Consider the following 23,570-nt stretch of genomic DNA (forward strand, 5'->3'; position numbering starts at 1 on the left):
GCTTGCCCCCGCCTCACCGGACCGAGGCGCTTTGCGCCGCGATCTCGCGCCTGACAGCGGCCTCGAACCCGCTGGCCGGCGCGGCGAACATCAGCCGGGTCTCCTCATGGAACGCCGAGAAGATGCCGACGACGACCGTCTCGCCGCCGATCTCGGCCAGGATCGGCGAGCCCGAATAGCCGAAATTCGCCAAGCAATGCACCGTCAGCAGCCGAGCATCCTCAGTCATGCCGGCGCTGCAATTGCGCTGTCCGGTCGGCGAATAACGCCGCTCCTGGCCGTAGCCGATCTCCGAAATCGTCCCGGCCGCCGTCGCAGCCGCAAGTTGCTCGCGCGTGAGCGCTGTGACCGCCACCGGCCGCGACGGCAGCGCATCCTTCAGGACGATCAGGGCCCAATCGACGCGCGAGCGGTCAAGCGACCATTTGTCGTGCTGGATCGGCGCGAAGTCGGGCGCCACGATCAGCTTGTCGGCAATCGACGAGGCTGCCGGCGTGCCCTTGTTCATGCCGGCCAGGAAGTGGACGTTGCCGGGACTGACCTGGGCGACGCCGTTGAAGACGCAATGCGCGGCCGTGAGCACCAGGCGCGGCGCCACCAGCGTGCCCGTGCACGAACCGCCCGTGCTGTATTGGGCCACGGTGACGACGCCGATCGATGATGCCGGCCACGCCGTGGGATCCACGACCTCGCCGATGTGCCGGTCGAGCCCGAGCAGTTGCTCGGGCCGCGGATTGGCAATGCCTGAATCGGCCGCTTCCGGCTTGGGCCGCCAGGCCGCGATGGCCTGCTCCGCCTGTCGCCGCTGCGCCTCACTCAACGCGACACGCTGGACCTCGCGGCCCGCGGACCGCACGCCATTTCGCCCCGCCATGACCAGCCAGGCATAGCCCTGCACGACATCCTGCGCGACCACCCGCCCGTCGAGCATCATCAGGCCGAGCATATATTGCGACTGGGCGAAGCCCTGGGCCGCGGCGCGAGAAAACCATCGGCTGGCTTCGCCATGATCGCGGGCGACGCCTTCCCCATTGTAATAGACGACGCCGAGATAATGCTGCGCGACGGCGAGGCCCTGATCCGCCGCCTTCCGGTACCAGGCCATCGCCTCGGCAGGGTTGCGCGGCACACCCCAGCCGAACGCCTGCATGAAGCCGACATCGAACTGCGCCCGCGCATCGCCTTTGGCCGCCAGCGGCATCAGCCGCCGCATCGCCATGGCGTGCTGGCCATTGGCCGCCGCGGCCACGGCCTCCTCGAGTTCGGCGGCCGAACCGGGCACAATGGCGGCGAGCCACACGGCTAAGACGAGAGCAATTGTCCTGATCATCGCGTCCGCGGCATCCCGGTCATCATGATGGGGAGACCAGCAGACCGGATCAAGACGGCAGCCCCATGGCCGCGCGCAAAACGGCTGCCCCGCGCTTACGCCTGCTCGCTCTTGGCGAAGCGGTCGTCGAGCGCATAGCCGGCGCCGCGCACCGTGCGGATCGGATCCTGCTCGCGGCCGGGATTGAGCAGCTTGCGCAGGCGGCCGATATGGACGTCCACCGTGCGCTCGTCGATATAGATATCCCGGCCCCAGACACTGTCGAGCAACTGCTCACGGCTGAACACGCGGCCCGGATGCTCGAGGAAGAATTCGAGCAGGCGGTATTCGGTCGGGCCGAGATCGATCGGCCGGCCCGAGCGCGCCACCCGGCGCTTCTCGCGGTCGAGCTCGATGTCCCCATAGGACAGCACCGTCGCCAGCCGCTCCGGGCTCGCCCGCCGCAGCAGACCCTTCACCCGCGCCAGCAGCTCAGGGACCGAGAACGGCTTGACGATATAGTCGTCCGCCCCGGTCGCCAGACCGCGCACGCGCTCGCTCTCCTCGCCGCGCGCCGTCAGCATGATGATCGGCAGCTGCTTGGTCTCGGGCCGCGTCCGCAACCGGCGGCACAGTTCGATGCCGGACAGGCCCGGCAGCATCCAGTCGAGCACCACGAGATCGGGAACGCGCTCCTTCAGCCGCGTGTCGGCCTCGTCGCCCCGCCCCACGGTCTCGACCTCGTAGCCCTCGGTCTCCAGATTATAGCGCAGGAGCGTGGTCAGCGCCTCTTCATCTTCCACCACCAGGATGCGCGCAGTCATATCGAACGAGTCTCTCTCAGTTGCCGGGGACCGTGGTGGCGAAGCTCGTCATGTCGCCCTTCGGACGCTTGTCGACCATCGCCTGGCCCTCGATCATGTAGAACACCGTCTCCGCGATATTGGTCGCGTGGTCGCCCATCCGCTCGATATTCTTGGCGCAGAACATCAGATGGATGCAGAACGAGATGTTGCGCGGATCTTCCATCATGTAGGTCAGCAGCTCGCGGAACAGCGAGGTGCAGATGGCATCGACCTCCTCGTCGCCCTTCCACACCGCCATCGCAGCCGGCAGGTCATGCGCCGCATAGGCATCCAGCACCGACTTGACCTGCGACTGCACGAGATCCGTCATGTGCTCAAGGCCACGGATCAGCTTGAGCGGATGGAAATCACTTTCCAGCGCAGCAACCCGCTTGCCGATGTTCTTCGCGAGGTCGCCGATGCGCTCAAGATCAGTGGCGACGCGCATCGCGCCGACGATCTCACGCAGGTCGACCGCCATCGGCTGCCGGCGCGCGATGGTCAGCACGGCGCGCTCCTCGATGATGCGCTGCAGCTTGTCGACCTCGGCATCGGCGGCGACGACCTTCTGGCCGAGCGCGACGTCACGCCGAACCAGTGCGTCGACGGAGTCGACAATCAGCCGCTCGGCGAGACCGCCCATCTCCGACACGAGCCGGGTCAGATCCTGCAGATCGCTGTCGAACGCCTTGGCGGTATGTTCACTGGCCATGATGATCTCCTGAAGGCAATGATGCTGTCGGCGTCAGCCGAACCGGCCGGTGATGTAATCCTGGGTCCGCCGATCGCTCGGCGAGGTGAAGATCTTGCTGGTGTCGTCGAACTCGATCAACTCGCCGAGATACATGAAGGCGGTCTTGTCGGAGACACGCGCCGCCTGCTGCATGTTATGCGTGACGATCGCGATCGTATAGTTCTCCGAGAGTTCCTGGATCAGCTCCTCGACCTTGGCGGTCGAAATCGGATCGAGCGCCGAGCAAGGCTCGTCGAACAGGATCACTTCGGGCCTGACAGCCACGGTACGCGCGATGCACAGGCGCTGCTGCTGGCCGCCGGACAGCGACAGGCCGGAGGCGTTGAGCTTGTCCTTGACCTCGTTCCACAGCGCGCCGCCGCGCAGCGCCTTCTCGACCCGGTCGTCCATCTCGGACTTCGAGATCTTCTCATAGAGGCGGATGCCGAAGGCGATGTTCTCGTAGATCGTCATCGGGAACGGCGTCGGCTTCTGGAACACCATGCCGACCCGGGCGCGCAGCAGGTTCAGGTCGAGCTTGGGATCGAGGATGTTGGTGCTGTCCAGCATCAGCTGGCCGGTGGCGCGCTGGCCCGGATAGAGATCGTACATCCGGTTGAAGATGCGCAGCAAAGTCGACTTGCCGCAGCCGGACGGACCGATGAACGCGGTGACGCGGTTGGTGCCGAGCGACAGGTTGATGTTCTTCAGCGCGTGATGATCGCCGTAATAGAAGTTCAGATTTCGCGCGATCACCTTGGCCGGCGCCTCCGGCAGCGACTTGGCGGGAATGGCGGCCGTCGGGCTGCTCACGGATACGGACATGTCGGTCATTTCGAGCTCCTCTCGGCGCCCAGGATGCGCGCACCGATGTTCAGGGCCAGCACGGTCAAGGTGATCAGAAGGGCGCCGCTCCAGGCCAGCTGTTTCCAGTAGGCATAGGGGCTCTGGACGAAGTTGTTGATGGTCACCGGCAGGTTCGCCATCGTCTTGGAGAGGTTCATGCTCCAGAACTGGTTCGACAGCGCGGTGAACAGCAGCGGCGCGGTCTCGCCGGCGACACGGGCGGTTGCCAGCAGCACACCGGTGATGAGGCCGGAGCGCGCGGCGCGGTAAGCGATCCGCCGGATCACCAGCGAGCGCGGCAGGCCGAGCGCCGAGGCTGCCTCACGCAGCGGATTGGGCACCAGCAGCAGCATGTCCTCGGTGGTTCTCAGCACCACGGGGATCACGATCACCGCCAGCGCCAGCGAGCCGGCGATCGCCGAGAAGCCGCCCATCGGCACCACGACCGCACCGTAGATGAACAGGCCGATGATGATCGACGGCGCCGACAGCAGGATGTCGTTGATGAAACGGATTATCGAGGTCAGGCGGTCGTTGCGGCCATATTCGGCGAGATAGGTGCCGGCGAACAGGCCGAGCGGCGCGCCGATGCCGACGCCGATGATGGTCATCATGATCGAGCCGACGATGGCGTTGCGCAGACCGCCGTCGCTCGATCCCGGCGGCGGCGTATCAGCGGTAAAGACCTGCAGGCTGAGCCCGGCCAGACCGTTATAGAACAGCGTGAACAGGATCAGCGCCAGCCAGGTGACGCCGAACGCGGCGGCAGCAAAACAAAGGCCACGGACCACGATGTCGGTGCGGCGCCGGCGCGTGTAGATCGGATTGACGGGACTGGGCTGAGCGTCAATGGCAGTCATGAGCTATTTCCCCGCCTTGGTCTCGAGCCGCATCAGCATCAGACGGGCTGCCGCGAGCACGAAGAATGTCAGAACGAACAGCAAGAGACCGAGCAGGATCAGGCTCGACTGGTGCAGACCGTCGCTCTCCTGGAACTCGGAGGCGATCGCGGCCGAGATCGTCGTGCCCGGCGCAAAGATCGATGACGAGATCCGGAACGAGTTGCCGATGATGAAGGTCACCGCCATGGTCTCGCCGAGGGCCCGGCCGAGCGCCAGCATGATGCCGCCGATCACGCCGACCCTTGTATAGGGAATGACGACGCTGCGCACGACCTCCCAGGTGGTGCAGCCGACGCCATAGGCCGCCTCCTTCAGCACAGGCGGCACCGTCTTGAACACGTCGACCGAGATCGCCGTGATGAAGGGCAGCACCATGATCGCCAGGATCAGCGAGGCATTGAACAGGCTGAGATAGGATGGCGGGCCGGCGAAGATGTCCTGCAGCACCGGAATGTTGGCGCAGAGGCTGATCATGAACGGCTGGAAATTATAGGCCAGGAACGGGCCCAGCACGAAGAAGCCCCACATGCCGTAGATGATCGAGGGAATGCCGGCCAGCAGCTCGATCGCGATGCCGATCGGGCGGCGCAGCCATTGCGGGCACAGCTCGGTGAGGAAGATCGCGATGCCGAGACCGACCGGAATGGCGATCAACATGGCGATGAAGGACGTGACCAGCGTGCCGTAGATCGGGCCGAGCGCACCCAGCACCGGCGGATCCGCCGACGGCGCCCAGCGCCGCGTCCAGAGGAATTCAAAACCGTAGGCCTTCATCGCCGGCCAGGCGCCGATGATGAGCGAGACGATAATGCCGCCGAGGATCAGCAGCACCGAGATCGCCGCGAGCCGCGTGATCCAATAGAAAGTGACGTCACCGAGCTTGAAGGCGCTCAGCGCGCGCGCCCGGTCATAGGGCCCGGCAGCAGCCGCGATATCGCTGACTTCGGTTTGAACCGCCATGTCTGCCAATTCTGCCCCCTGTTTTTTCAGCACGCTTCAACCCCGATCATGCCCCCTCTCCCGGTGACGGGAGAGGGGGTTCTGGCGCGAAAGGCGTCAGCTCTTGATGTCCGAGGACCAGGTCTTCTCGATCAGCTTCACGACGTTGTCGGGCATCGGGATGTAGTCGAGCTCCTCAGCCATCTTGTCGCCCTTCTCGAACGACCACTTGAAGAACTTGATGGCTTCGGCGGAGGCCGCCTTGTCGGTCGGCTCCTTGTGCATCAGGATGAAGGTCGCGGCCGTCATCGGCCAGGACTTTTCGCCCTGCTGGTTGGCGAGAATCACATAGTAGCCGGGAGCCTTGGCCCAATCGGCGTTGGCGGCCGCAGCCTGGAAGGCCTCGACGGTCGGCTGCACGGTCTTGCCGGCCTTGTTGACCATGGCGGTGTAGGTCAGCTTGTTCTGCTTGGCATAGGCATACTCGACATAGCCGATCGAGTTCTTGGTCTGGCTGATGTTGCCCGACACGCCCTCATTGCCCTTGGCGCCGACGCCGACCGGCCATTCGACCGCGGTGTTGGAGCCGACCTTGCTCTTCCAGTCAGCGCTGACTTCGGAGAGGTAGTAGGTGAAGTTAAAGGTCGTGCCCGAACCGTCGGAGCGGCGAACCACGGCGATGGCATCGCTCGGCAGCTTGACGCTCGGGTTCAGCTTCTTGATCGCGGCGTCATCCCACTTGGTGATCTTGCCGAGATAGATGTTGGCCAGCGTCTCGCCATCCAGCACCATCTCGCCCGGCTTCACGCCCTCGAGGTTGACGACCGGCACGATACCACCCATCACCATCGGCCACTGCACCAGGCCGTCCTTCTCGAGCTGCTCGGCCTTGAGCGGCGCGTCGGTGGCGCCGAAGGTCACGGTCTTGGCCTGGATCTGCTTGATGCCGCCGCCGGAGCCGATCGACTGGTAGTTCAGACCGTTGCCGGTCTCCTTCTTGTAGGCGTCAGCCCACTTGGAATAGATCGGGAACGGGAACGTCGCGCCCGCGCCGGTGATGTCGGCAGCGAATGCCGACGTCGATGCGGCGACCAAGCCGGCAGCGACGATAGCTTTGACGAAATTCATAGCTGGTCTCCATGCTCGGGAAGCGAAGCGCCATGTGCGCCCGATCGCGCTTCCCCGGCCGCTTTACGGGGCCTCGGTGCCGCTTTTATAAAGGTTCAATGACACTCAGATGACAGTCACAAGCCTTTGAGATCTATTGATATTTGGACCTGACCCCGATTTTTTACGGTCTCTCCGCCCCCGCGCAGCCGCCCGTCCGCCCATCCCCTTAAGAGAGCGCCGCTCAACGGGGCCCGCTCCCCGCCGGTGGGGGATGATAGCGCAGGACATGATTGGCGCCGGCGGTCCATCCCGTGCCTTGTCGTTGCCCCCCCCCCGCAGCCGCCCCCATAGAAGATGTCGTCCCGGGCAAGCCCGGCAACGCGAAAGCGGCGGCGGACGCTGACCCGGGACCCACACCCTGGCGGTCCTGGCTGGGCGAATGGTGCCTCGCACGTCTCCCTGGGGCTATGGGTCCCGGATCGGCGCGCGCGTTGCGCGCTTGTCCGGGACGACAGCGGGGCAAATGATCAACATCTTCGGCCTCATCATCAGGTGTGGGAGACAGGCGTCTTTCGTCCCGCGGCATGTGATGCCCGGGTGATGCAGCGATCTTGCCCTCCTGAACAATGAGAGGGCGCGGGGAAGGCCGGGCCTCGGCTGATGCCCCGTGGCCCGCCTGCAACAAAGAAAGCAGGCGGCAGTCACCACAGGTCCAGCCGGACAGACCCGGCCTTCCCCGCGCGACGGTTTTAACGGTGTCCTTCGTGCTCTCCCTGGGGATCGGCGTTCTTGCCCCCATTTGCGACAACGCGCTTGTGGCGCGTTGCGCAGACCTCAGCGTCGAGAGGCCAGGACCACACGACTTTGCCGTCCGTCACGCCTGCGCTCGTCCGGCGCAGCCGTCACGTCCATCGCAGCCCACCTCCACGTTCGTGACGACGCGTCCGTCCCTCTGCTCGAGGCGGGGCAAGTGAAGACAACCACAAATTCCGAAAAAGCGCAAGAGATTTATACTTTTCAGAAATCGACCGCGATCGGCAGCCGATCACTCCTGACCGAGTTCGACGCCCGCCAGCGCCTCGCTCAGCCTTGCCAGCGCCGTGTGGTCCTGGCCCGGCCCGAGCAGGGCCTGCGCGCTGGCGCTCAGTTCGCGGCAAAGATTGGAGAACGGCGCGGCGACGCCGCTGGCGCGCGCGACCTCAAGCGCGATCGAGAGGTCCTTCACCATGAGATCGAGCCCGAAGCCACTGTTGAACTTGCGCGACAGGACGAACTGCTTGAACTTCTTCTGCGTCGAATTGTTCATGCCCGTCGACGCATTCAGCACGTCCGTCATCAGGCCGGGATCGATGCCGAATTGCTGGCCGATCAGCAGCGCCTCGATGCCGATCAGGAAGCCGCCGGCTGAAACGAGGTTGTTGAGCGCTTTCATCGCCTGTCCGGAGCCGAGGCCGCCGATGCGGTGGATGGTGGTGCCCATCGCGCGCAGCAACGGCTCGACGCGATCGAGTGCGGCGGCATCGCCGCCCGCCATGATCGCGAGCTCACCGGTCACCGCGCGCGACACGCCGCCGCTGACCGGCGCGTCGAGCATGGTGACGCCGAGCACATCGAGATCGGTCGCAATCGCCTGCGTCGCCGCCGGAGCCCCGGAACTCATGTCGATGACGACGTGACCCTGCTTCAGGCCGGCACGCAGCGCCGCGACGGCGTCGGCGACATGCCTGCTGGTCGGCAGCATCGTGATGACCACATCGGCCGCCGCCGCAGCGGCCGCGAGATCCACCGCTTCGACGCCGCCGACCTGCCGCACGAAATCGGCGGCGCGGCCCGGCACTGCGTCATTGACCGCGACTGCGATGCCGGCGCCGAGCAGGCGCGCGGCCATCGGCCAGCCCATATTGCCGATGCCGACGAACAGGGCGCTTTGCGGCGCGCTCATGCGCCGTCCTTCTTGGCGATGGCGCCTTCGGCGAGCAGCACCTCATGCGCGGCCTTGAAGGCCTCAAGACCCGCGGGAATGCCGCAATAGACGGTCGCGTGCAGCAGGATCTCCTTGATCTCGTCGACCGTGACCCCGTTGGTGAGCGCGCCCTTGACGTGCAGCTTCAATTCGCTCGGCTTGCTGAGCGCCGTCAGCATCGCGAGATTGATGATGCTGCGGGTGCGCCGATCGAGGCCCGGCCGGGTCCAGGCATAGCCCCAGCACATTTCGGTGGTGATGTGCTGGAACGCCATCATGAAATCGTCGGCCTTGGCGAGGCTGCCATCGACATAGGCCGCGCCGAGCACCTCGCGGCGCACCTTCAGGCCCTTCTCGAACAACTCGTTGTCGTCGCTCATTCACTCGTCTCCCTCTCTGCAGTGTCAGATGTCATGGACACATGATGTTTCGGACCATTCCGGATCGTGCCCAGCTCACGCCACGCCTTGCGGACGACAATGCTGCCGGGCGATGTTCATCGTGACGTCCGCCCGGCGGATGTTCGGAGCTGCGGTCCGGCAGCGCTAACCGTGCTTGACGATCAGGGTCTTCATCGCCGCAAGCTCGTACAGCGCCTCAAAACCCTTCTCGCGGCCGTGGCCGGAGCGCTTCATGCCGCCGAACGGCAGCTCGATGCCGCCGCCGGCGCCATAGCCATTGACGAACATCTGACCGACCCGAACCTTGCGCGCCACGCGCATGGCGCGCGAGCCGTCGCCCGACCAGACGCCGGCGACCAGGCCGAAATCGGTGGCATTGGCGAGCCTGATCGCGTCGGCCTCGTCATCGAATGGCATCGCTGCCAGCACCGGACCGAACACCTCCTCGCGCGCCAGTTCGGAGTCGCGCGCGACGTGCTGGTAAAGCGCCGGAGCAACGTAGAAGCCCTCGCTCGGGACGCCCTCGGCGATCCTGCCCGAGGCCACGCGCCTGGCGCCGCCGCTTTCCGCGCGCGCCAGCATGCTCTCGATGCGCGTCTTCTGGACCGCACTGATGACCGGGCCGAGATCGAGATCCATCTCCGGCGTGCCAGCCGTGATCTTTTCGAACCGCAGCGTGAGATCGGCCAGGAAGCGATCCCAGATCGTGCGCTCGACAAGCACGCGCGAGCCGGCCGAGCAGGTCTGCCCGGCATTCTGCACGATGGCCGCAGCAACGGAGGTCAGCGCCGCTTCGAGATCGGCGTCAGCGAACACGATCTGCGGCGACTTGCCGCCGAGTTCCAGCGTGCAGCCGATATGGTTCTTGGCGGCCGCCGTCTGTACCAGAGTGCCGACCTCCGGGCTGCCGGTGAACGAGATGAAGTCGATGCCATCATGCGCCGACAAGGCTGCGCCAGCCTCTTCGCCGAGACCCGGCACGACATTGATCGCGCCGGCCGGGAAGCCAGCCTCCGCGGCCAACTCCGCGAGCCGCAGCGGCACCAGGCAGGCCTCTTCGGCGGGCTTGATCACCGTGGCGTTGCCCATCGCCAGCGCCGGCGCAACGGTGCGGCCGAACATCTGTCCCGGATAGTTCCAGGGAATGATGTGGCCGGTGACGCCGAGCGGCTCATAGACCGTCGTGACGAAGAAGCCGTCAAGGAATGGAATGGTGTCGCCATGAACCTTGTCGGCGGCGCCGCCATAATATTCGAAGTAGCGCGCCACCGCGACCACGTCCGCTCTGGCCTGCTTCATCGGCTTGCCGGTGTCGGCGGCCTCGAGCTTCGCCAGCTCCTCCGCATGGTCCTCGACGAGCCGGCCCAGCTTCGACAGCAGCCGCCCGCGCTCGACCGCAGCAAGCCGCCCCCACGATCCTTCGAGCGCGCGGCGCGCCGCCGCGACGGCGAGATCAATGTCCGCCGCATCGCCAGCCGCGATCGAGGCAATCATCTGTCCGGTCGCCGGTGCCAGCATCGCAATGGTACGACCGGATTGCGCGGGCTGCCATTTGTTGTCGATGAAGACACCCTTTGCGGCAGGCAGTTTCACATTGGCATTCATGGCAGCTCTCCAACTTCTCTCGATTGTCGCGATGTCCCGGCGACTTCAGCTGTTCGCCCCGGCAGAGACCACGATGCGGACGACCTCACAGGCAGAGATCGGGCGCGACCTCGACCAGCCGCGACGCCCATCGGCTCTCCCCCCGCGATCGCCGCCAGCGGCTTTCGATCCATGCGCTCGATCGCTTCGACCACGCTCTCAACTCTCTCCGGAGCCGGGCCGAGGCCGGTCTCCTATCACAGGCCGCAGATTGCACATCACCGCCATGCCCGTCACCAGCATTTGCGGCCGGGCTGATCGGCGTCGCCAGCAGACCGCGGCGGCGGTGACTGGCGTGCGCGCGTACACGCCAATCACTGCCATGCAGAATGACGACAGCGCGTCTCGCGGTAGCTTGCTGCGGCGCAGGAGGTGAGGCCGGCGTGGGCCTGCTCTGGAGAGAAAGAGAAGTCACCCGATCTTGCGGGACCGCCAGACCAGGCCGTAATACGCCGATTGGGCGAGGAGCGCCGCGAGAAAGCCGGCAGGATAGCCCATCCAGACGCCATCCAACCCGGCTGTTCCGGCCAGCAGATACGCGACGGGGACCTGCACCAGCCAAATCCCGCCCAGCGAGATCAGGGTCGGCCACGCCACCGTACCTGACGCGCGCATCACGCCTGCGAGCACGTCCGAGATGCCGGTCAGGATGTAGCTCCACAGCATCATGCGCAGGGCTCGCTCCGCGACTGCCGACGTCGTGGCGTCGGTGACAAACCAGGACAGGATGCCGTCCGCGAAGCCGAGCAGCCCCGCCACGCTCACCGCGCCGATCAGGACATTCATGATCGCCGCGATTTGCGCGATGAGGTGCGGCTGGCCAAGCCGCTTTGCTCCGATCGCCTGCGCCGCCATCACGCTCGCCGCGAGCCCCACCGCCTGCATCGGCACGACCAGATATCCGATCACCTGGTTGATGGCGCCATAGGCTGCGGTGGCGTTCGATCCGAACGAATTCACCAGCGTGACGACCGCCACCTCGGCCAGCGACGCCACCGTGGCCTGGATGCCACCGGCAATGCCGATCACCAGAAACGGTCGGATCACCTCGCGATTGATCCGCAGCCGCCGGATCAGTTCGCCGTCGAGGACCAGCGGATGCTGCTTCCGGCGCAGATACAGGATCAGTCCGGGCAGCGAGATCGCGGTGGCCCCGATGCTGGCCCATGGCGCGCTGGTCACGCCGAGTTTGGGCAGACCGCCCCACCCCAGGATCAAGGCGGGCATCAGCAGCAGGGAAATGCCGAAGAAGACGGCCATCAGGATGAACGGCGTCTTCGCATCTCCCGTCCCTCTGAGCAGAAAGACATAGGAGAGCAGGATGATCTGCGCTGGCAGGGATACGAATGTGATCCGCGCATAGTCGACCGCCGACGCGAGAATGTCGGCCGGCGTCGACATGACACCAAGGAGTTCCGGGACAAATGCGTAGCCGATGATCGACATGACGAGACTGAGCGAGACGCTGGCACAGAGCGTCGTTCCGGCGACATCCTTGACCGCCAGCATGTCACCGGCGCCGTAAGCGCGCGCGACAAGAACGATGCCGCCTGAAATCAGGCCGATCAGGAACGATATCAGGAGAAAGAAGACCGGAAAGAACACCGATGCCGCGGCGAGTGCGGACACGCCGAGGAGCTGGCCGAAATAAACCGCGGTCACCGTTCCCGACAGCAGTTGCAATGCCGCACTGGCCCCTTGCGGAAGGGCGAAGCGCAGGATGGGCCACCACAGCGACGGCGGTGGCCGGTGCGATTTCGCTGGAGCTGCCGCGACCGGCTCGGGCACCCCATCGGACAGGGCCTCGGGTGTTGCGCGGGAGACTCTGGCTTGTGCCTTGGGTATCTTTATCTTGGCTATTTTTATCTTGGCTATGTGTGCCTTTACTATTTGTGCCTTGGCTATCGCGGTGCGGACCATCGACATGTTCTCATCGCGATGCCGCGCGCACAGCATCCTCCCTCGCATCAGAACGTGCTTCACGGTAGGCCGCGATGCTCACGGTCGGACCACAACTGCTCTCCCGTCGCTCGGGATCCGCAACGACGGCACGTATCAGTTCAACGACGTCGTCAAGCAGACGAGCGAGGTCGTGCGCATCGAAGCGCTGACGGCCGAAGGTCAGGCTGAGACCGAGGCCTGTCTCGCCAGCGACGGCAAGACACAACGGATCATCTGCCCCGAAACGATCGAACGAAACGACATCGATGCCGCCGCGGCCCTTCGCATCGTGTCTGTTCTTTGCATCGTGCTTTGCGGGCGCGTCCGCGGCCGGAACGTTTTCGAACACGATGACGGCATCGCGCAGCCGCTTATCCATGGGGAGGCCGAGACATCTGTGCAGACCGAGCCATCGGTGCAGATCGAGCCACTGATAGCGGTCGTGTGCCTGGCCCTCAGCCTGCAGTGACTGCGGATCCGACGGCCAATTCGCGACGGACAATTCATCGATCGGCCTGATCAGCCGCAGCAGGAGGTTCGCGCAAAATCCGACGAGGTTTTCGACATTCGGGACATTCCGGAGCCGCATCGCCTTGGTCATGCAGCCAACATCCGTGAGCGACGTCTTCGCCAACATCGAGCTTGCCCGTCGAACCGGATGCAACGAGACCGTTGTTGTATTTCGACTTATACACGACCATCTTACCTCCAGCAATGCCGCGAGAAATCAATTCTCTACTTATGGTTGTATTGTTGGTCTAACTTTTTTTTGATCAATCACCGTCCCGTTTTCTAACGTCCGCGACGCAACCAACTACTATAGGGTGATCTCTCAGCCCGCAGAAATCATCTCAGGAAGTATGCAATGTCGATGCTTGGCGTACCGTCTGCGCCGACCTCTCACACTGGTTCCGTCAAAGAGCCGCTTCATCTCTATTGCTTGCCCTATGCTGGAGGAAGCGGACGTGTGTTCGCCAATTGGCAGAAGCTGTTTCCTCCTGAGATAAAGGTTTGCTGCATCGACTATCCCGGTCATGGCGCACGACGAAGCGAACCATTATTGGATCGGATTGATCGGATCGCCGATGGGCTTGCCCGGGAGATCGCCTCCAGAAGCCACGCCCGTTACGTTCTGTTCGGACACAGCATGGGCAGCCTGGTCGGATTTGAAGCGTGTCATCAACTCGCGCGATATGGCGCGCAGCTCCCGGAATTGCTGGCAGTGTCCGGTCATGGCGGGCCAAGAGTGCCGCGCTCGTCTCCGCCGATGCATGCCGTTCCGGACGACCAGTTTATCGCGCATCTTCGGGAACTCGGCGCTACCCCTCCCGAAATCCTCGCCACCCGCGAATTGATGGAGCTTCTGCTGCCGCTGCTCCGCGCCGACTTCCGTGCGTGCGAGACATATGAGCCGTCTTGGAACCGGAAGCTCGCGGTGCCCATTGCCGTGTATGGTGGTGTCGATGATGAAGACGCCGATATCGCGGCCCTTCGTGGATGGCAGTCCGAGACGAGCGGCACATGCGTGGTTAGAATGTTCCCAGGCGACCACTTTTTCATCGCCGACCAGGCGGAGGCGGTCGCGTCGAGCCTGCTGCACGACATGCGCGAGACAGGCTTGCGGTCCTGAGGCGCAGCTTGACCGCGATGGCTTGACGGTAGCGCGACGACCAGTCGAAGGCCGCGCTTGCATCCGCTCCCGATCGGAAGGAATAGATATCGGTGGCGGCCGATCCGCCCCCGCAGGAGCATTTTTCGTCTCCCGGCAAGACGAAATATCGTCGAACGTGACGCATGGCTGGCCGCACATATTGTGATCGAGATCGTCCTTTGACCCGCACCGCACCGGTTGTTTGTCGCGCCCATGGCCTTTGACCACGCCAGTCCCGAACCGATTGCCGCCGCATTCGCGACGAGGCGGCGCGCCTCGTGAGCCAAGCTGCCGAACGATTTGCGCAGGCCCTGCGCCTGTCGGCTCTCGGGTCCGGCCTGGTGCTTTTTGCCGTTGCGCTGGTCGAGCTCGGCACCGACGCCGTCGGAGTGGTATCGCTCGAGGCGATGGGCCGCATTGCGGATTGGCGCGACGCTCTCCTGCACTCAGCCGCCGGCCTCGCGATCCTGGCCTTGGCGCTGGCGTGCCACATCGGCGCGACGTTGGCCCTGACGGCCCGCCGCGCGACCATGCGGATGTCGTGGTCGGATGCTGCGGAAATCCTGAGCGGCATTCTCGTCCCCCTCCTGCTGCTGCCCGCGCTGGTCGATACGGCCGGCGCCGCCATGCTGTTCGGTGTCACCGATGACACGCTGTACCGGCTGGCGAAGCTGTGGCCGGAGCGCGCCCCTTTCTACGTTGCGCTGATCGTGCTGCTGTGGGCCCATGGCTGTCTCGGGGTGCACCAATGGCTCCGGCCGCGCGCCGGCTACGCGCGGTTCGCGCCGCTGCTCGGAGTCATCGCCCTCGCCTTGCCGATCGCGGCCATCGCCGGACTGATCGCCTCGGCGCGCGTTGCCGGCGTGCTGATGGCGGACGACTCGGTCGCGGCCCAGATCCGCAGCCTGGGTCACTGGCCGTCGGGCGATGCCGAGAGCACGTTGGGGCGCGTCCGGTGGATCGTCCTGGCGGGCTACGGCATCGTGCTGTTGGCGGCCGTCGCCGCGCTTGTCGTGCGGCTGCTTCGCCTCGTCGTCGCGCCGAAGATCGAGGTGGCCTATGTCAACGGACCGACGCTCAAGACGGCGATCGGACCAACCTTGCTCGAGATCAGCCATGGCAACAGCGTCGCCCATGGCGATGGCTGCGGCGGCCGCGGACGCTGCACCGCTTGCAGTGTCCGGATCGAGCAGAGCGCGGCCACCTTGCCCCCCGCCAATGCAGCAGAGCGCGCCCTCTTGGGATCCGACGACAGCCGGATTCGTCTGGCCTGCCAGATCAGGCCGAGCGCCTCGCTCACCATCACCCGCCTCGCGACCCGCAGCGATGCCGCCGTCGCCGAGCCCGACATCGACGCCGCCGGCATCGAGCGCCAGATCGCCGCACTCCGCATCCAGCTGCAGGATCACGCCGTGCTGACGCGGAGCCGCGCGGCCTATGACGCGATCTTCCTGCTCAACGCATTTCTCGACGCGGCGCATGATGCGGTCTCCAGTCATGGCGGCTGGATCGCGGGCATGACCGGCGGCGGCATCATCGCGGTGTTCGGCCGCGACGGCGAGTTGGCTGCCGCCTGCCGCGCTGCCGTCGCGGCGAGCGCGGTGATGGATGTGGCGCTCGACCGGTTGAACGAGCGCTTCGCCGCGGAGCTCGGCGGTCCCGTCAAAGCCGCGATGGGTCTCGCCTGCGGACCCGCTTATATCGGCCGGATTGGCGCCGGCCCGGCCAAGCCGCTGACGGCGGTCGGCGTCGCCATCGACGTGGCCTCGGACCTGGCGGCACAGGCCGAGCGTCGTGGCACGCAATTGCTGGCGGATCCGACGATCTTCCGCCACGCCGGCGTCGACGCATCATCCTGCGAGGTGCTCGCGTTGAGCGAAGGGGCTGCATCGCAGGATGTGTTCGCCGTCTCTCAGGCCCGCGGGCTCGCTTTCGCGCAAGCCTGAGCGATCGGTGGCGGGAGGGGCCGCGCACGCGGATGATGGTCGCGTGATCCATGTCACAGTCACCGCCGCAGAGCCGGACGATCTTCCCGGCAGCTGAGCGGGAGATGCAGAATGAGCAAGATCTGGATGATGAGCAGCGTCGCAAGCATCGCAGCGGTCGCCGCGATGGCCTGGGGGGCGCAGCCGGCGCGCTCATCGCAGGACTGGCTGGCCAAGGCCCAGTCCGAATTCGCGACCAAGGCCCGCGATGCCGTGATCCAGCGCCGGCTCTCCCAGGAGTCCGGCGCAGTGCCCCCGGCCGCAGCTCAAACAGCGCCGTCGATCGTGGCGACCGACCAGTCGCCGGCTGAGCAGCACAGCGTGGCGGGCGCGCAGCCGACGACGGTGCGGCCGGTTTCGGTCGGAAAAGACGCAGCACCCGCAGAGCGCGATGCCAGTGTCGCCGCGGTGCTGGCGTCGGCGCCGATCGAGACGGTGCCGCCATCGCTTCCGGTCAAGCCCGCTGCCGAAGAGCCGGTTCAGGCGTCAACCGTTGTCGCCGCCGCCCAGCGTATGCAGGAGCGCGACGAGCCGAAACCGACCGAACCCGCGTCCAAGCAGCCGCCACAGCCCGTCGTACCGAACCTTGCACCGCCAGCGCCCACTCCCATCGCCGCCACGCCCACCGCGAAGGTGACGCCGCCGGCGCGTCATGAGGCACCGCAGAAGACGCGCGGGGGCAGCAAGCCAGCGGTCTCCGCTCATGCCAGCCGCCGATCCGGCCATGCGATGTCGATGGAAGAGCGCGGCCTGCAGGCCCTGCGGCAGCACGCTCCGGACATCGCGGCCATGGTGGCTCGCTACATGTAACTGATGCAGGCAAGGACGCCGCCGCACCTGATTTCGTCTTGTCGGACCTCTCGTTTTCGTTTCTAATCCGTCTCGCAGCACAGCTGCCTTCTGCACGCTCCGAGGTCGCAGCGTGTTCCCACGGCAATGATCGCCACATCTCCTTCACGGAGAACGGCGGTGCTTGGCCGGTCTCCGCGAAGGACGCGGAGATTAGCATGATCCTCGACTCCTATCGCATCGCCACGGAACCTTACTACCAGCCGCAAGGTCAGGAGATCGCGACCTTCTTGGCCGCATATCACGAGCGGCTGCCTATCATGTTGAAAGGGCCGACCGGCTGCGGCAAGACGCGCTTCATCGAGCATATGGCCTGGCGGCTCGGAAAGCCTTTGATCACGGTCGCAGCGCATGAGGACATGACGGCGGCGGATCTCGCCGGCCGCTATCTTCTCGAGCCCTCCGGCACCGTCTGGCACGATGGTCCGCTGACGCTCGCGGTGCGGCACGGCGCTATCTGCTACCTCGACGAGATCGTCGAGGCGCGGCAGGACACCACCGTCGTGATCCATCCATTGACCGACGCCCGCCGTATCCTGCCGCTCGACAAGCACAACGAGATCGTGCCGGCGCATTCGGATTTCCAGCTCACGATCTCCTACAATCCGGGCTATCAGAGCGCGGTCAAGGACCTCAAGGAATCGACCAAGCAGCGCTTCATCGCCATCGATTTCGGCTATCCGCCGCCGGCCACCGAGAGCGCGATCGTGGCGCGCGAGAGCGGCGCCGATGCCGATCTCGCACGTCTGCTCGTCACCATCGCCGAGCGCTCGCGCAACCTGCAGGGCCACGGACTCGACGAAGGTGCCTCGACGCGGATGCTGATCCACACCGGCCGCATGGTGCGCGCCGGGCTGCCGCTGCCGGTCGCGGTGCAGTCCGGAATCGTGCTGCCGATCACCGACAATCCCGACATCCGCGCCGCGCTGTCGGACGCGATCGAGGCGTGCCTGCCGTGAGCGCGGCGCAACTGCAATTGGTCAGCGGTGTGGAGGGGCCGACCCGGACGTTGCATCTGTGGATGCGCCAGCGCGACAGGCTGCGGCCACTCTTCACCGCCACGTGGGAGATCTTGTCGCAACGATTCGATGCCGCCGAGATGGACGCCTGGGCCGGCGCAGTGCTCGATCTCGCCAATGTCAATGCTGGACCATCCTGCCTGATCGCCTATTGGGACGCGAGCACGAGCGACGGCGCGACGGAGATCGCACCGCTGCTCGGCGCCGCGCGATCCGGCGCTGAGATCTGCCGTCACGCCGGCGCGCAGGCCGCGACCGACGCATTCAAGGCGCTGTCCGCGGCGCGGCGCATGCTCGGCTCCGGCGCCGCTCTGTCGCGCTGGTGGCGCACGATGGAAAAGCTGGCGACACAGGCCCCGGAGTCACTCGCAGCGACCGCGCACCACATGGCCGAGATCCTGCGGCCGGGCACGATCGCCGCCTTCGAGAGTTTCGTCGCCGCCGGGTTGCGCACCGCGGCCGGTGACCGACGCAAACGGCTTGCCTTCTTCTCGCTGCAGGATGAGCTGGCGCAACGGATGGTCGCCCGCGATCCCGGTGCGGTGACGTTCAGCGACGTGGAGACCGAGCTGAAGGCGTTCCTCACCGCGCTTTATGGCGAGGTGCCACTGCTGCGGAGCATTTCGACCGACGAGAGCGCACAGACACCGCAGCGGCGCGCGGCGATCGCAGGCCCCCTCATCCGGCTGCCGGAGATCTATCGTGGTGTGCAGGACGATGCGGCGCGCGCGCTGTTCCGTGCCGCGGCCGCCCATGCTCAGGCGCATCTTGCGCTCGGACGTGCCCGCTTTGCCATCGGCCAGCTTAAACCGCTCCAGGTCGCGCTGGTCAATCTGATCGAAGATGCCCGCGTCGAGACGCTGGCGATGCGCCGCCTGCCCGGGCTGCGGCGGCTATGGGCGCCCTATCATGTCGCGACTCCGACCGGTGTCGCCACTGCGCCGATGCTGCTGGCGCGGCTGGCGCGAGCGCTGTTCGACCCGGACTACGTCGACGCTGACGGCTTCGTCGGCAAGGGCCGCGCACTGTTTGCCGCGGCGCTGCCGCGGCTCGACGAGCACGCCATCAGCCGCGAGATCGGCATGCTGCTCGGCAATGATCTCGGCCAGATGCGGGTGCAGTTCAACGCCAAGACCTATGTGGTCGAGCCGCTGTATCGCGACGACGGCCTGGGGCTATGGGACCTTGGCGACGACACGACGTCTTCCGCAGAGACCTTGGAGCTGTTCATCGAGGCGCTCAGGCCGGAGCAGCAGGAGAGCAGCGACGGCCCACCACGTGAACAGGATGCCGCGAACGCGGCCGCCGAGCCCGGCAAGGCGCGGCCGGCGGGGCCCGACGAGCGTGGCGTAGTCATCGCCCGCTATCCGGAATGGGACCGCGTCGATGCGATCGAGCGCGCCGACTGGACCACCGTGCGCGAGGTTGCCGCCAGCCTGGGCGATGCCGGCAGCATCGACCAGGCGCTGGAGCAGGCAAGCGTGCTGCGTGGCCGCGTGGCGCGGCTGGTGCGCAGCGTGCGCCTCGGCCGCACCGTCAGGCTCAAGCGCCAGCAGGATGGTCACGACCTCGATCTCGATGCCATGCTCGACGCCGGCATCGCCTTGCGCAGCGGCGAGACGCCCGATCTGCGCGTGTTCCGCTCGGCCAAGGCGCTGCATCGCGACCTGTCGGCGCTGCTGTTGATCGATACCTCGGAATCCACCCGTGACCGTCTCGCGTCCGGCGCCACCGTGCTCGATGTCGAACGCTTGGCGGTCGCGCTGCTGGCTGAAGCGATGGAGGAGCTCGGCGACACCTTTGGTCTTCTCGCCTTCTCCTCGGACGGGCGCGACGATGTGCGGATGACCAGCATCAAGCGCTTCAGCGAGGCCTATGACCGCGATTGCCGCGCGCGACTCGCCGGCCTGTCTGCGGGTCTGTCCACCCGGCTCGGCACCGCACTGCGTCACGCTGGTGGCGTCCTCGGCAAGGCATCGACCAGCCGCAAGCTGCTCATCGTCCTGACCGACGGCGAACCGTCCGATATCGACGTCCCGGATCCCTTCGACCTGATCGAGGATGCCCGCCGCGCCGCAATTGGGCTGCATGCGCAGGGCATCGATGCTTATGGTGTCGTGCTCGGACGCGCCGGCGTCGAGGCAGCAACGCGCATCTTCGGCCGCCGCAACACCATGCTGGTGCACCGTGTCGAGGATCTGCCGGCGCGGCTGTCGGAGCTGTATTTCAGGCTGGCGCGACGATGAGGCTATTTGCGCCGGCGCGCCAGCGCAACACCGAGCGCGCCCGCCGCGGCGACATGGAATGCAGCCTCCATCGCGCGCGACAAGGTGCCTCCGTCGGAAGCCAGGACGCGCAGCACGAGACCGGACTCGTTCGGCGCCGCTGAGGCGCCGGCAAGCGCGCCGCAGCGATCGGCGGCCTGCTGGAGTTCCTTGACCGGCGGCAGCCGATCCGGCGGCGCAATGAGGACGAGATTGGCCGCCGCCGCAAACCGCCCCAGCGCGCCTTGCAGATCCTCGCCGCTGATGCGACCGACATCCTGCAGCAGGAGCCGGCCGTCGGGGCGGCGGATCCGCAGGCGGCTGGAAAACTCGGTGAAGCTGCGGCCGCGCGCGTGCGGATCATGCACGGCAAAGCCGTCCGCCATGCAGAGCACCGCGTCGTCGGCGACGGTCGCTTCACTTGCGAGGGCCAGCTCCGCGCCGGGAAACAGCACGTAGGGATCGGAGGTCACGGCGCAGAATGCGCCGGCCTCGACATTCACTGCCAGGCGCTGCACGGCGCCGCGGCCGCGGCCGTCGTGAACGACAGTCGCCGATTGTGTCGTCAGGTGAAAAGCCGCGCCGCGCGCGACGCTCAGATCGAGCCCGATCCGATCGCCGGCATACAGCCCGCCGGAGGCCGATTGCAGGTAGAGCGTCAGCAGGTCGGGCCTTGCGGCATCAAGATAGAATCCGCGCGTGACATGCAGCGGATAGCCGACATGCTGGCGGCGCAGCATGCTGCGGCCGCCAGCATGCTCGACGGACAGCGCGGCCTCGACCGCGCGGCCCTCAGATGCGGAACAGGACAGCTGCGGAGATCGCATCGGCGACCGCCTCCACGCCAGTGCCGGCCTTCAAGTTGGTAGCAATCACCGGCTTGCCGCCGCGCACCTGCCGTGCGTCGGCGAGCATGCGATCGAGATCGACGCCGACATGCGGCGCGAGATCGATCTTGTTGACGACCAGGAGATCACAGCGCAGCAGACCCGGCCCGCGCTTGCGCGGAATGTCATCGCCGCCGGCGACATCGATGACGAAGATCCACCAGTCGACGAGATCGAGCGAGAAGGTCGAAGCGAGATTGTCGCCACCGGATTCGAACAGGATCAGCTCGACACCCGGAAAGCGCGCCTCGAGCTCATCGCCGGCGGCGATGTTGAGCGTCGGATCCTCGCGGATCACCGTGTGCGGACAGGCGCCCGCCTCGACCGCCGACACCCTGTCGGGATCGATCAGTCCGGACCGCCGCAGCCGCTCGGCATCCTCCTTGGTGACGAGATCGTTGGTGACGACGGCGAAGTCGACGCCGCGACGCTGCAGCACTGGAATCAGCGCCTCGATCAGCGCGGTCTTGCCCGAGCCGACCGGACCGCCAATGCCGACCCGCGCCGCCACCGTCGCCTGCGCTTTGGCCTGCCTCAACGCATGAAGCATGATGTCACCTCAGCATATAGCGGCGCGCCAGCGGCAGCTCGCGGGCCGGCTCGCAGGTTGCGAGCTCGCCATTGACGAAAACGTCGAAGGTCTCGGGATCGACCCGGATGGTGGGACAGGTGTCGTTCCACACCATGTCCCGCTTGGTCAGCCCACGTGTGCCCTTCACGGGCAGGAGCTGCTTCGACAGGCCGAGCTCGGCCGCCAGCCCGCGCGCGATCGCGAGCGGATGCACGAAGCAGGCGGACAATGCCGCTGGCGCGCGGCCGAAGGCGCCCCATTGCGGCCGCAGCAGCATCGGCTCGCAGGTCATCAGCGACGCCGCGCTGTCGCCCATCGCGCCCCAGGCGATGAAGCCGCTCTTGATGACGAGCTCCGGCTTGATGCCGAAAAACGCCGGGCGCCACACCACGATGTCGGCGATCTTGCCGTCCTCGAGCGAGCCGATGTGATCGGCGATGCCGAAGGTCTTAGCGGCATTGATCGTGTACTTGGCAATGTAGCGGCGGATGCGGGCATTGTCGCCGAAGCCGGGTCTGTCTTCCGGCAACGCGCCGCGCTGGTCCTTCATCTTCGACGCCAGCTGCCAGGTCCGGCAGATCACCTCGTGGATGCGGCCCATACCCTGGCTGTCGGAGCCGAGCATCGAGATCGCGCCGATGTCGTGCAGCACGTCCTCGGCCGCAATGGTCTGGGCGCGGATGCGGCTCTCGGCGAAAGCGACGTCCTCCGGAATCGCCGGATTGAGATGGTGGCACACCATCGTCATGTCGAGATGCTCGTCGAAGGTGTTGACCGTGTAAGGATTGGTCGGATTGGTCGAGGACGGCAGGCAATGCATCTCGCCGGCCACGCGGATGATGTCGGGCGCGTGGCCGCCGCCCGCGCCTTCGGTGTGATACATATGGATGGTGCGGCCGCCGATCGCCTCCAGCGTGTTCTCGACGAAGCCGGACTCGTTCAGCGTATCGGTGTGGATCTGGACCTGGAAATCCTGGGCATCGGCCACCCTGAGACAGGTGTCGATCGCCGCCGGCATCGTGCCCCAATCCTCGTGCAGCTTGAGGCCCATCACACCGGTCTGCAGCTGCTCGATCAGCGGCGCCTCGCGATGCGAGTTGCCGCGACCGAGAAAGCCGAAATTCATCGGCCATGCTTCGGCCGCCTGCAGCATCTTGCCGGTGTTGAAGGGACCACCGGAGTCGATGCCCACGGTAATCGGGCCGAGCGAGCCGCCGATCATCGTGGTGATGCCGCTCGCCAGCGCGTGCTCGACCAGGCCGGCGCTGTCGAAATGGACGTGCACATCGATCGCGCCAGGTGTCGCGATCAATCCCTCGCAATCGCGCACCGTGGTGCCGGTCGAGACGATCAGGCGCGGATCGACGCCATCCATGATCGCCGGATTGCCGGCCTTGCCGATGCCGACGATGCGCCCGTTGCGGATGCCGAGATCGCCCTTGACGATGCCGATGACGGGATCGATCACGGTGACGTTGCAGAGCAGGAAATCCAGCGCGCCTTCCGCGCTGGTGAGGCCGGCCATGCCGATGCCGTCCCGCAAGGTCTTGCCGCCGCCATGCAGACATTCGTCGCCATAGACGGCGTGGTCCTTCTCGACCACGGCGAACAGCGAGGTGTCGCCGAGCCGGACCGCATCGCCGGTGGTCGGGCCGTAGAGTGCGGCGTAGTCACGCCGGTCGATCGTCGCCACGTGGTGTCTCCCTTGAAG

Annotated in this window: 20 protein-coding genes; 6 read left to right on the forward strand and 14 right to left on the reverse strand. The window is 66.0% G+C overall.

All coding sequences use genetic code 11. From position 1 onward, the window contains the following. Positions 1 to 13: 13 nt before the first annotated feature. The 11 genes from HL671_RS27780 to HL671_RS27830 all read right to left on the reverse strand — a co-directional run bounded on the left by HL671_RS27780 (position 14) and on the right by HL671_RS27830 (position 12,618). On the reverse strand, positions 14 to 1,330 hold the full coding sequence (locus HL671_RS27780; protein ID WP_172240607.1) for a trypsin-like serine protease: 1,317 nt from the start codon (positions 1,328 to 1,330) through the stop codon (positions 14 to 16). Between the two features lie 95 nt (positions 1,331 to 1,425). After that, on the reverse strand, positions 1,426 to 2,133 hold the full coding sequence (gene phoB / locus HL671_RS27785; protein WP_012042212.1) for a phosphate regulon transcriptional regulator PhoB: 708 nt from the start codon (positions 2,131 to 2,133) through the stop codon (positions 1,426 to 1,428). Between the two features lie 16 nt (positions 2,134 to 2,149). After that, entirely contained in the window at positions 2,150 to 2,866 is a 717-nt protein-coding gene (phoU, locus tag HL671_RS27790; RefSeq protein WP_012042211.1) for a phosphate signaling complex protein PhoU, read from the reverse strand. 33 nt (positions 2,867 to 2,899) lie between these two features. Then, positions 2,900 to 3,721, reverse strand: a complete 822-nt coding sequence (gene pstB, locus HL671_RS27795; protein WP_041750510.1) for a phosphate ABC transporter ATP-binding protein PstB — start codon at positions 3,719 to 3,721, stop codon at positions 2,900 to 2,902. After that, entirely contained in the window at positions 3,718 to 4,593 is an 876-nt protein-coding gene (gene pstA / locus HL671_RS27800; protein ID WP_172240610.1) for a phosphate ABC transporter permease PstA, read from the reverse strand. Before pstA ends, pstB begins: the two co-directional genes overlap by 4 nt. 3 nt (positions 4,594 to 4,596) lie before the next feature. After that, positions 4,597 to 5,595 carry a phosphate ABC transporter permease subunit PstC gene (gene pstC, locus HL671_RS27805; protein WP_012042208.1) on the reverse strand — a complete coding sequence of 333 codons (999 nt, stop codon included), beginning with the start codon at positions 5,593 to 5,595 and terminating at the stop codon, positions 4,597 to 4,599. A gap of 96 nt (positions 5,596 to 5,691) precedes the next feature. Continuing rightward, positions 5,692 to 6,702 carry a phosphate ABC transporter substrate-binding protein PstS gene (gene pstS / locus HL671_RS27810; RefSeq protein ID WP_172240613.1) on the reverse strand — a complete coding sequence of 337 codons (1,011 nt, stop codon included), beginning with the start codon at positions 6,700 to 6,702 and terminating at the stop codon, positions 5,692 to 5,694. Positions 6,703 to 7,729: 1,027 nt separating this feature from the next. Further along, positions 7,730 to 8,626 (reverse strand): NAD(P)-dependent oxidoreductase, encoded by an 897-nt coding sequence (locus HL671_RS27815; protein WP_172240616.1) that lies wholly within the window; start codon positions 8,624 to 8,626, stop codon positions 7,730 to 7,732. Then, positions 8,623 to 9,027 carry a carboxymuconolactone decarboxylase family protein gene (locus tag HL671_RS27820; protein WP_012042205.1) on the reverse strand — a complete coding sequence of 135 codons (405 nt, stop codon included), beginning with the start codon at positions 9,025 to 9,027 and terminating at the stop codon, positions 8,623 to 8,625. Before HL671_RS27820 ends, HL671_RS27815 begins: the two co-directional genes overlap by 4 nt. Positions 9,028 to 9,192: 165 nt before the next feature. Further along, positions 9,193 to 10,653 (reverse strand): aldehyde dehydrogenase family protein, encoded by a 1,461-nt coding sequence (locus HL671_RS27825; protein WP_172240619.1) that lies wholly within the window; start codon positions 10,651 to 10,653, stop codon positions 9,193 to 9,195. Between the two features lie 450 nt (positions 10,654 to 11,103). Continuing rightward, a complete protein-coding gene (locus HL671_RS27830) occupies positions 11,104 to 12,618 on the reverse strand; it encodes an MATE family efflux transporter (RefSeq protein WP_246705985.1) in 1,515 nt (504 codons plus the stop codon). Between HL671_RS27830 and HL671_RS38060 the strand changes: the two genes are divergently transcribed. The 6 genes from HL671_RS38060 (at position 12,602) to HL671_RS27860 (ending at position 20,383) form a co-directional block, all read left to right on the forward strand. Further along, positions 12,602 to 13,102 carry a hypothetical protein gene (locus HL671_RS38060; protein ID WP_210264132.1) on the forward strand — a complete coding sequence of 167 codons (501 nt, stop codon included), beginning with the start codon at positions 12,602 to 12,604 and terminating at the stop codon, positions 13,100 to 13,102. The two genes, HL671_RS27830 and HL671_RS38060, sit on opposite strands and share 17 nt — an antisense overlap. A 396-nt stretch (positions 13,103 to 13,498) precedes the next feature. Further along, positions 13,499 to 14,263, forward strand: coding sequence for a thioesterase II family protein (locus HL671_RS27840; RefSeq protein WP_172240625.1), 765 nt, complete (start codon positions 13,499 to 13,501; stop codon positions 14,261 to 14,263). Positions 14,264 to 14,562: 299 nt separating this feature from the next. Beyond that, positions 14,563 to 16,230 carry a 2Fe-2S iron-sulfur cluster-binding protein gene (locus HL671_RS39010; RefSeq protein WP_172240628.1) on the forward strand — a complete coding sequence of 556 codons (1,668 nt, stop codon included), beginning with the start codon at positions 14,563 to 14,565 and terminating at the stop codon, positions 16,228 to 16,230. A 111-nt stretch (positions 16,231 to 16,341) separates the two neighbouring features. Then, positions 16,342 to 17,079 (forward strand): hypothetical protein, encoded by a 738-nt coding sequence (locus tag HL671_RS27850; protein WP_172240631.1) that lies wholly within the window; start codon positions 16,342 to 16,344, stop codon positions 17,077 to 17,079. A gap of 197 nt (positions 17,080 to 17,276) precedes the next feature. Beyond that, entirely contained in the window at positions 17,277 to 18,077 is an 801-nt protein-coding gene (locus HL671_RS27855; protein ID WP_012042189.1) for a CbbQ/NirQ/NorQ/GpvN family protein, read from the forward strand. Continuing rightward, positions 18,074 to 20,383, forward strand: coding sequence for a nitric oxide reductase activation protein NorD (locus tag HL671_RS27860; RefSeq protein ID WP_012042188.1), 2,310 nt, complete (start codon positions 18,074 to 18,076; stop codon positions 20,381 to 20,383). The genes HL671_RS27855 and HL671_RS27860 overlap by 4 nt, the downstream gene beginning before the upstream one ends. Positions 20,384 to 20,385: 2 nt before the next feature. On the opposite strand, the gene HL671_RS27865 is transcribed toward HL671_RS27860, so the two are convergent. The 3 genes from HL671_RS27865 to ureC are packed head-to-tail and all read right to left on the reverse strand — an operon-like array spanning position 20,386 to position 23,552. Beyond that, positions 20,386 to 21,228, reverse strand: coding sequence for an urease accessory protein UreD (locus HL671_RS27865; RefSeq protein ID WP_172240634.1), 843 nt, complete (start codon positions 21,226 to 21,228; stop codon positions 20,386 to 20,388). After that, entirely contained in the window at positions 21,194 to 21,838 is a 645-nt protein-coding gene (gene ureG / locus HL671_RS27870; RefSeq protein WP_172240637.1) for an urease accessory protein UreG, read from the reverse strand. Before ureG ends, HL671_RS27865 begins: the two co-directional genes overlap by 35 nt. Positions 21,839 to 21,842: 4 nt before the next feature. Beyond that, entirely contained in the window at positions 21,843 to 23,552 is a 1,710-nt protein-coding gene (gene ureC, locus HL671_RS27875; RefSeq protein ID WP_172240640.1) for an urease subunit alpha, read from the reverse strand. Between the last annotated feature and the right edge of the window lie 18 nt (positions 23,553 to 23,570).

Origin of the sequence: Bradyrhizobium denitrificans (assembly GCF_013179005.1) — a bacterium.
Taxonomy (GTDB): Bacteria; Pseudomonadota; Alphaproteobacteria; order Rhizobiales; family Xanthobacteraceae; genus Bradyrhizobium; species Bradyrhizobium denitrificans.

Bases quoted from the DNA above. Each gene is read 5' to 3' on its own strand.
- HL671_RS27780 (WP_172240607.1), bottom strand. From the start codon at position 1,330: ATGATCAGGACAATTGCTCTCGTCTTAGCCGTGTGGCTCGCCGCCATT.
- phoB (WP_012042212.1), bottom strand. From the start codon at position 2,133: ATGACTGCGCGCATCCTGGTGGTGGAAGATGAAGAGGCGCTGACCACG.
- phoU (WP_012042211.1), bottom strand. From the start codon at position 2,866: ATGGCCAGTGAACATACCGCCAAGGCGTTCGACAGCGATCTGCAGGAT.
- pstB (WP_041750510.1), bottom strand. From the start codon at position 3,721: ATGACCGACATGTCCGTATCCGTGAGCAGCCCGACGGCCGCCATTCCC.
- pstA (WP_172240610.1), bottom strand. From the start codon at position 4,593: ATGACTGCCATTGACGCTCAGCCCAGTCCCGTCAATCCGATCTACACG.
- pstC (WP_012042208.1), bottom strand. From the start codon at position 5,595: ATGGCGGTTCAAACCGAAGTCAGCGATATCGCGGCTGCTGCCGGGCCC.
- pstS (WP_172240613.1), bottom strand. From the start codon at position 6,702: ATGAATTTCGTCAAAGCTATCGTCGCTGCCGGCTTGGTCGCCGCATCG.
- HL671_RS27815 (WP_172240616.1), bottom strand. From the start codon at position 8,626: ATGAGCGCGCCGCAAAGCGCCCTGTTCGTCGGCATCGGCAATATGGGC.
- HL671_RS27820 (WP_012042205.1), bottom strand. From the start codon at position 9,027: ATGAGCGACGACAACGAGTTGTTCGAGAAGGGCCTGAAGGTGCGCCGC.
- HL671_RS27825 (WP_172240619.1), bottom strand. From the start codon at position 10,653: ATGAATGCCAATGTGAAACTGCCTGCCGCAAAGGGTGTCTTCATCGAC.
- HL671_RS27830 (WP_246705985.1), bottom strand. From the start codon at position 12,618: ATGTCGATGGTCCGCACCGCGATAGCCAAGGCACAAATAGTAAAGGCA.
- HL671_RS27840 (WP_172240625.1), top strand. From the start codon at position 13,499: ATGTCGATGCTTGGCGTACCGTCTGCGCCGACCTCTCACACTGGTTCC.
- HL671_RS27850 (WP_172240631.1), top strand. From the start codon at position 16,342: ATGAGCAAGATCTGGATGATGAGCAGCGTCGCAAGCATCGCAGCGGTC.
- HL671_RS27855 (WP_012042189.1), top strand. From the start codon at position 17,277: ATGATCCTCGACTCCTATCGCATCGCCACGGAACCTTACTACCAGCCG.
- HL671_RS27865 (WP_172240634.1), bottom strand. From the start codon at position 21,228: ATGCGATCTCCGCAGCTGTCCTGTTCCGCATCTGAGGGCCGCGCGGTC.
- ureG (WP_172240637.1), bottom strand. From the start codon at position 21,838: ATGCTTCATGCGTTGAGGCAGGCCAAAGCGCAGGCGACGGTGGCGGCG.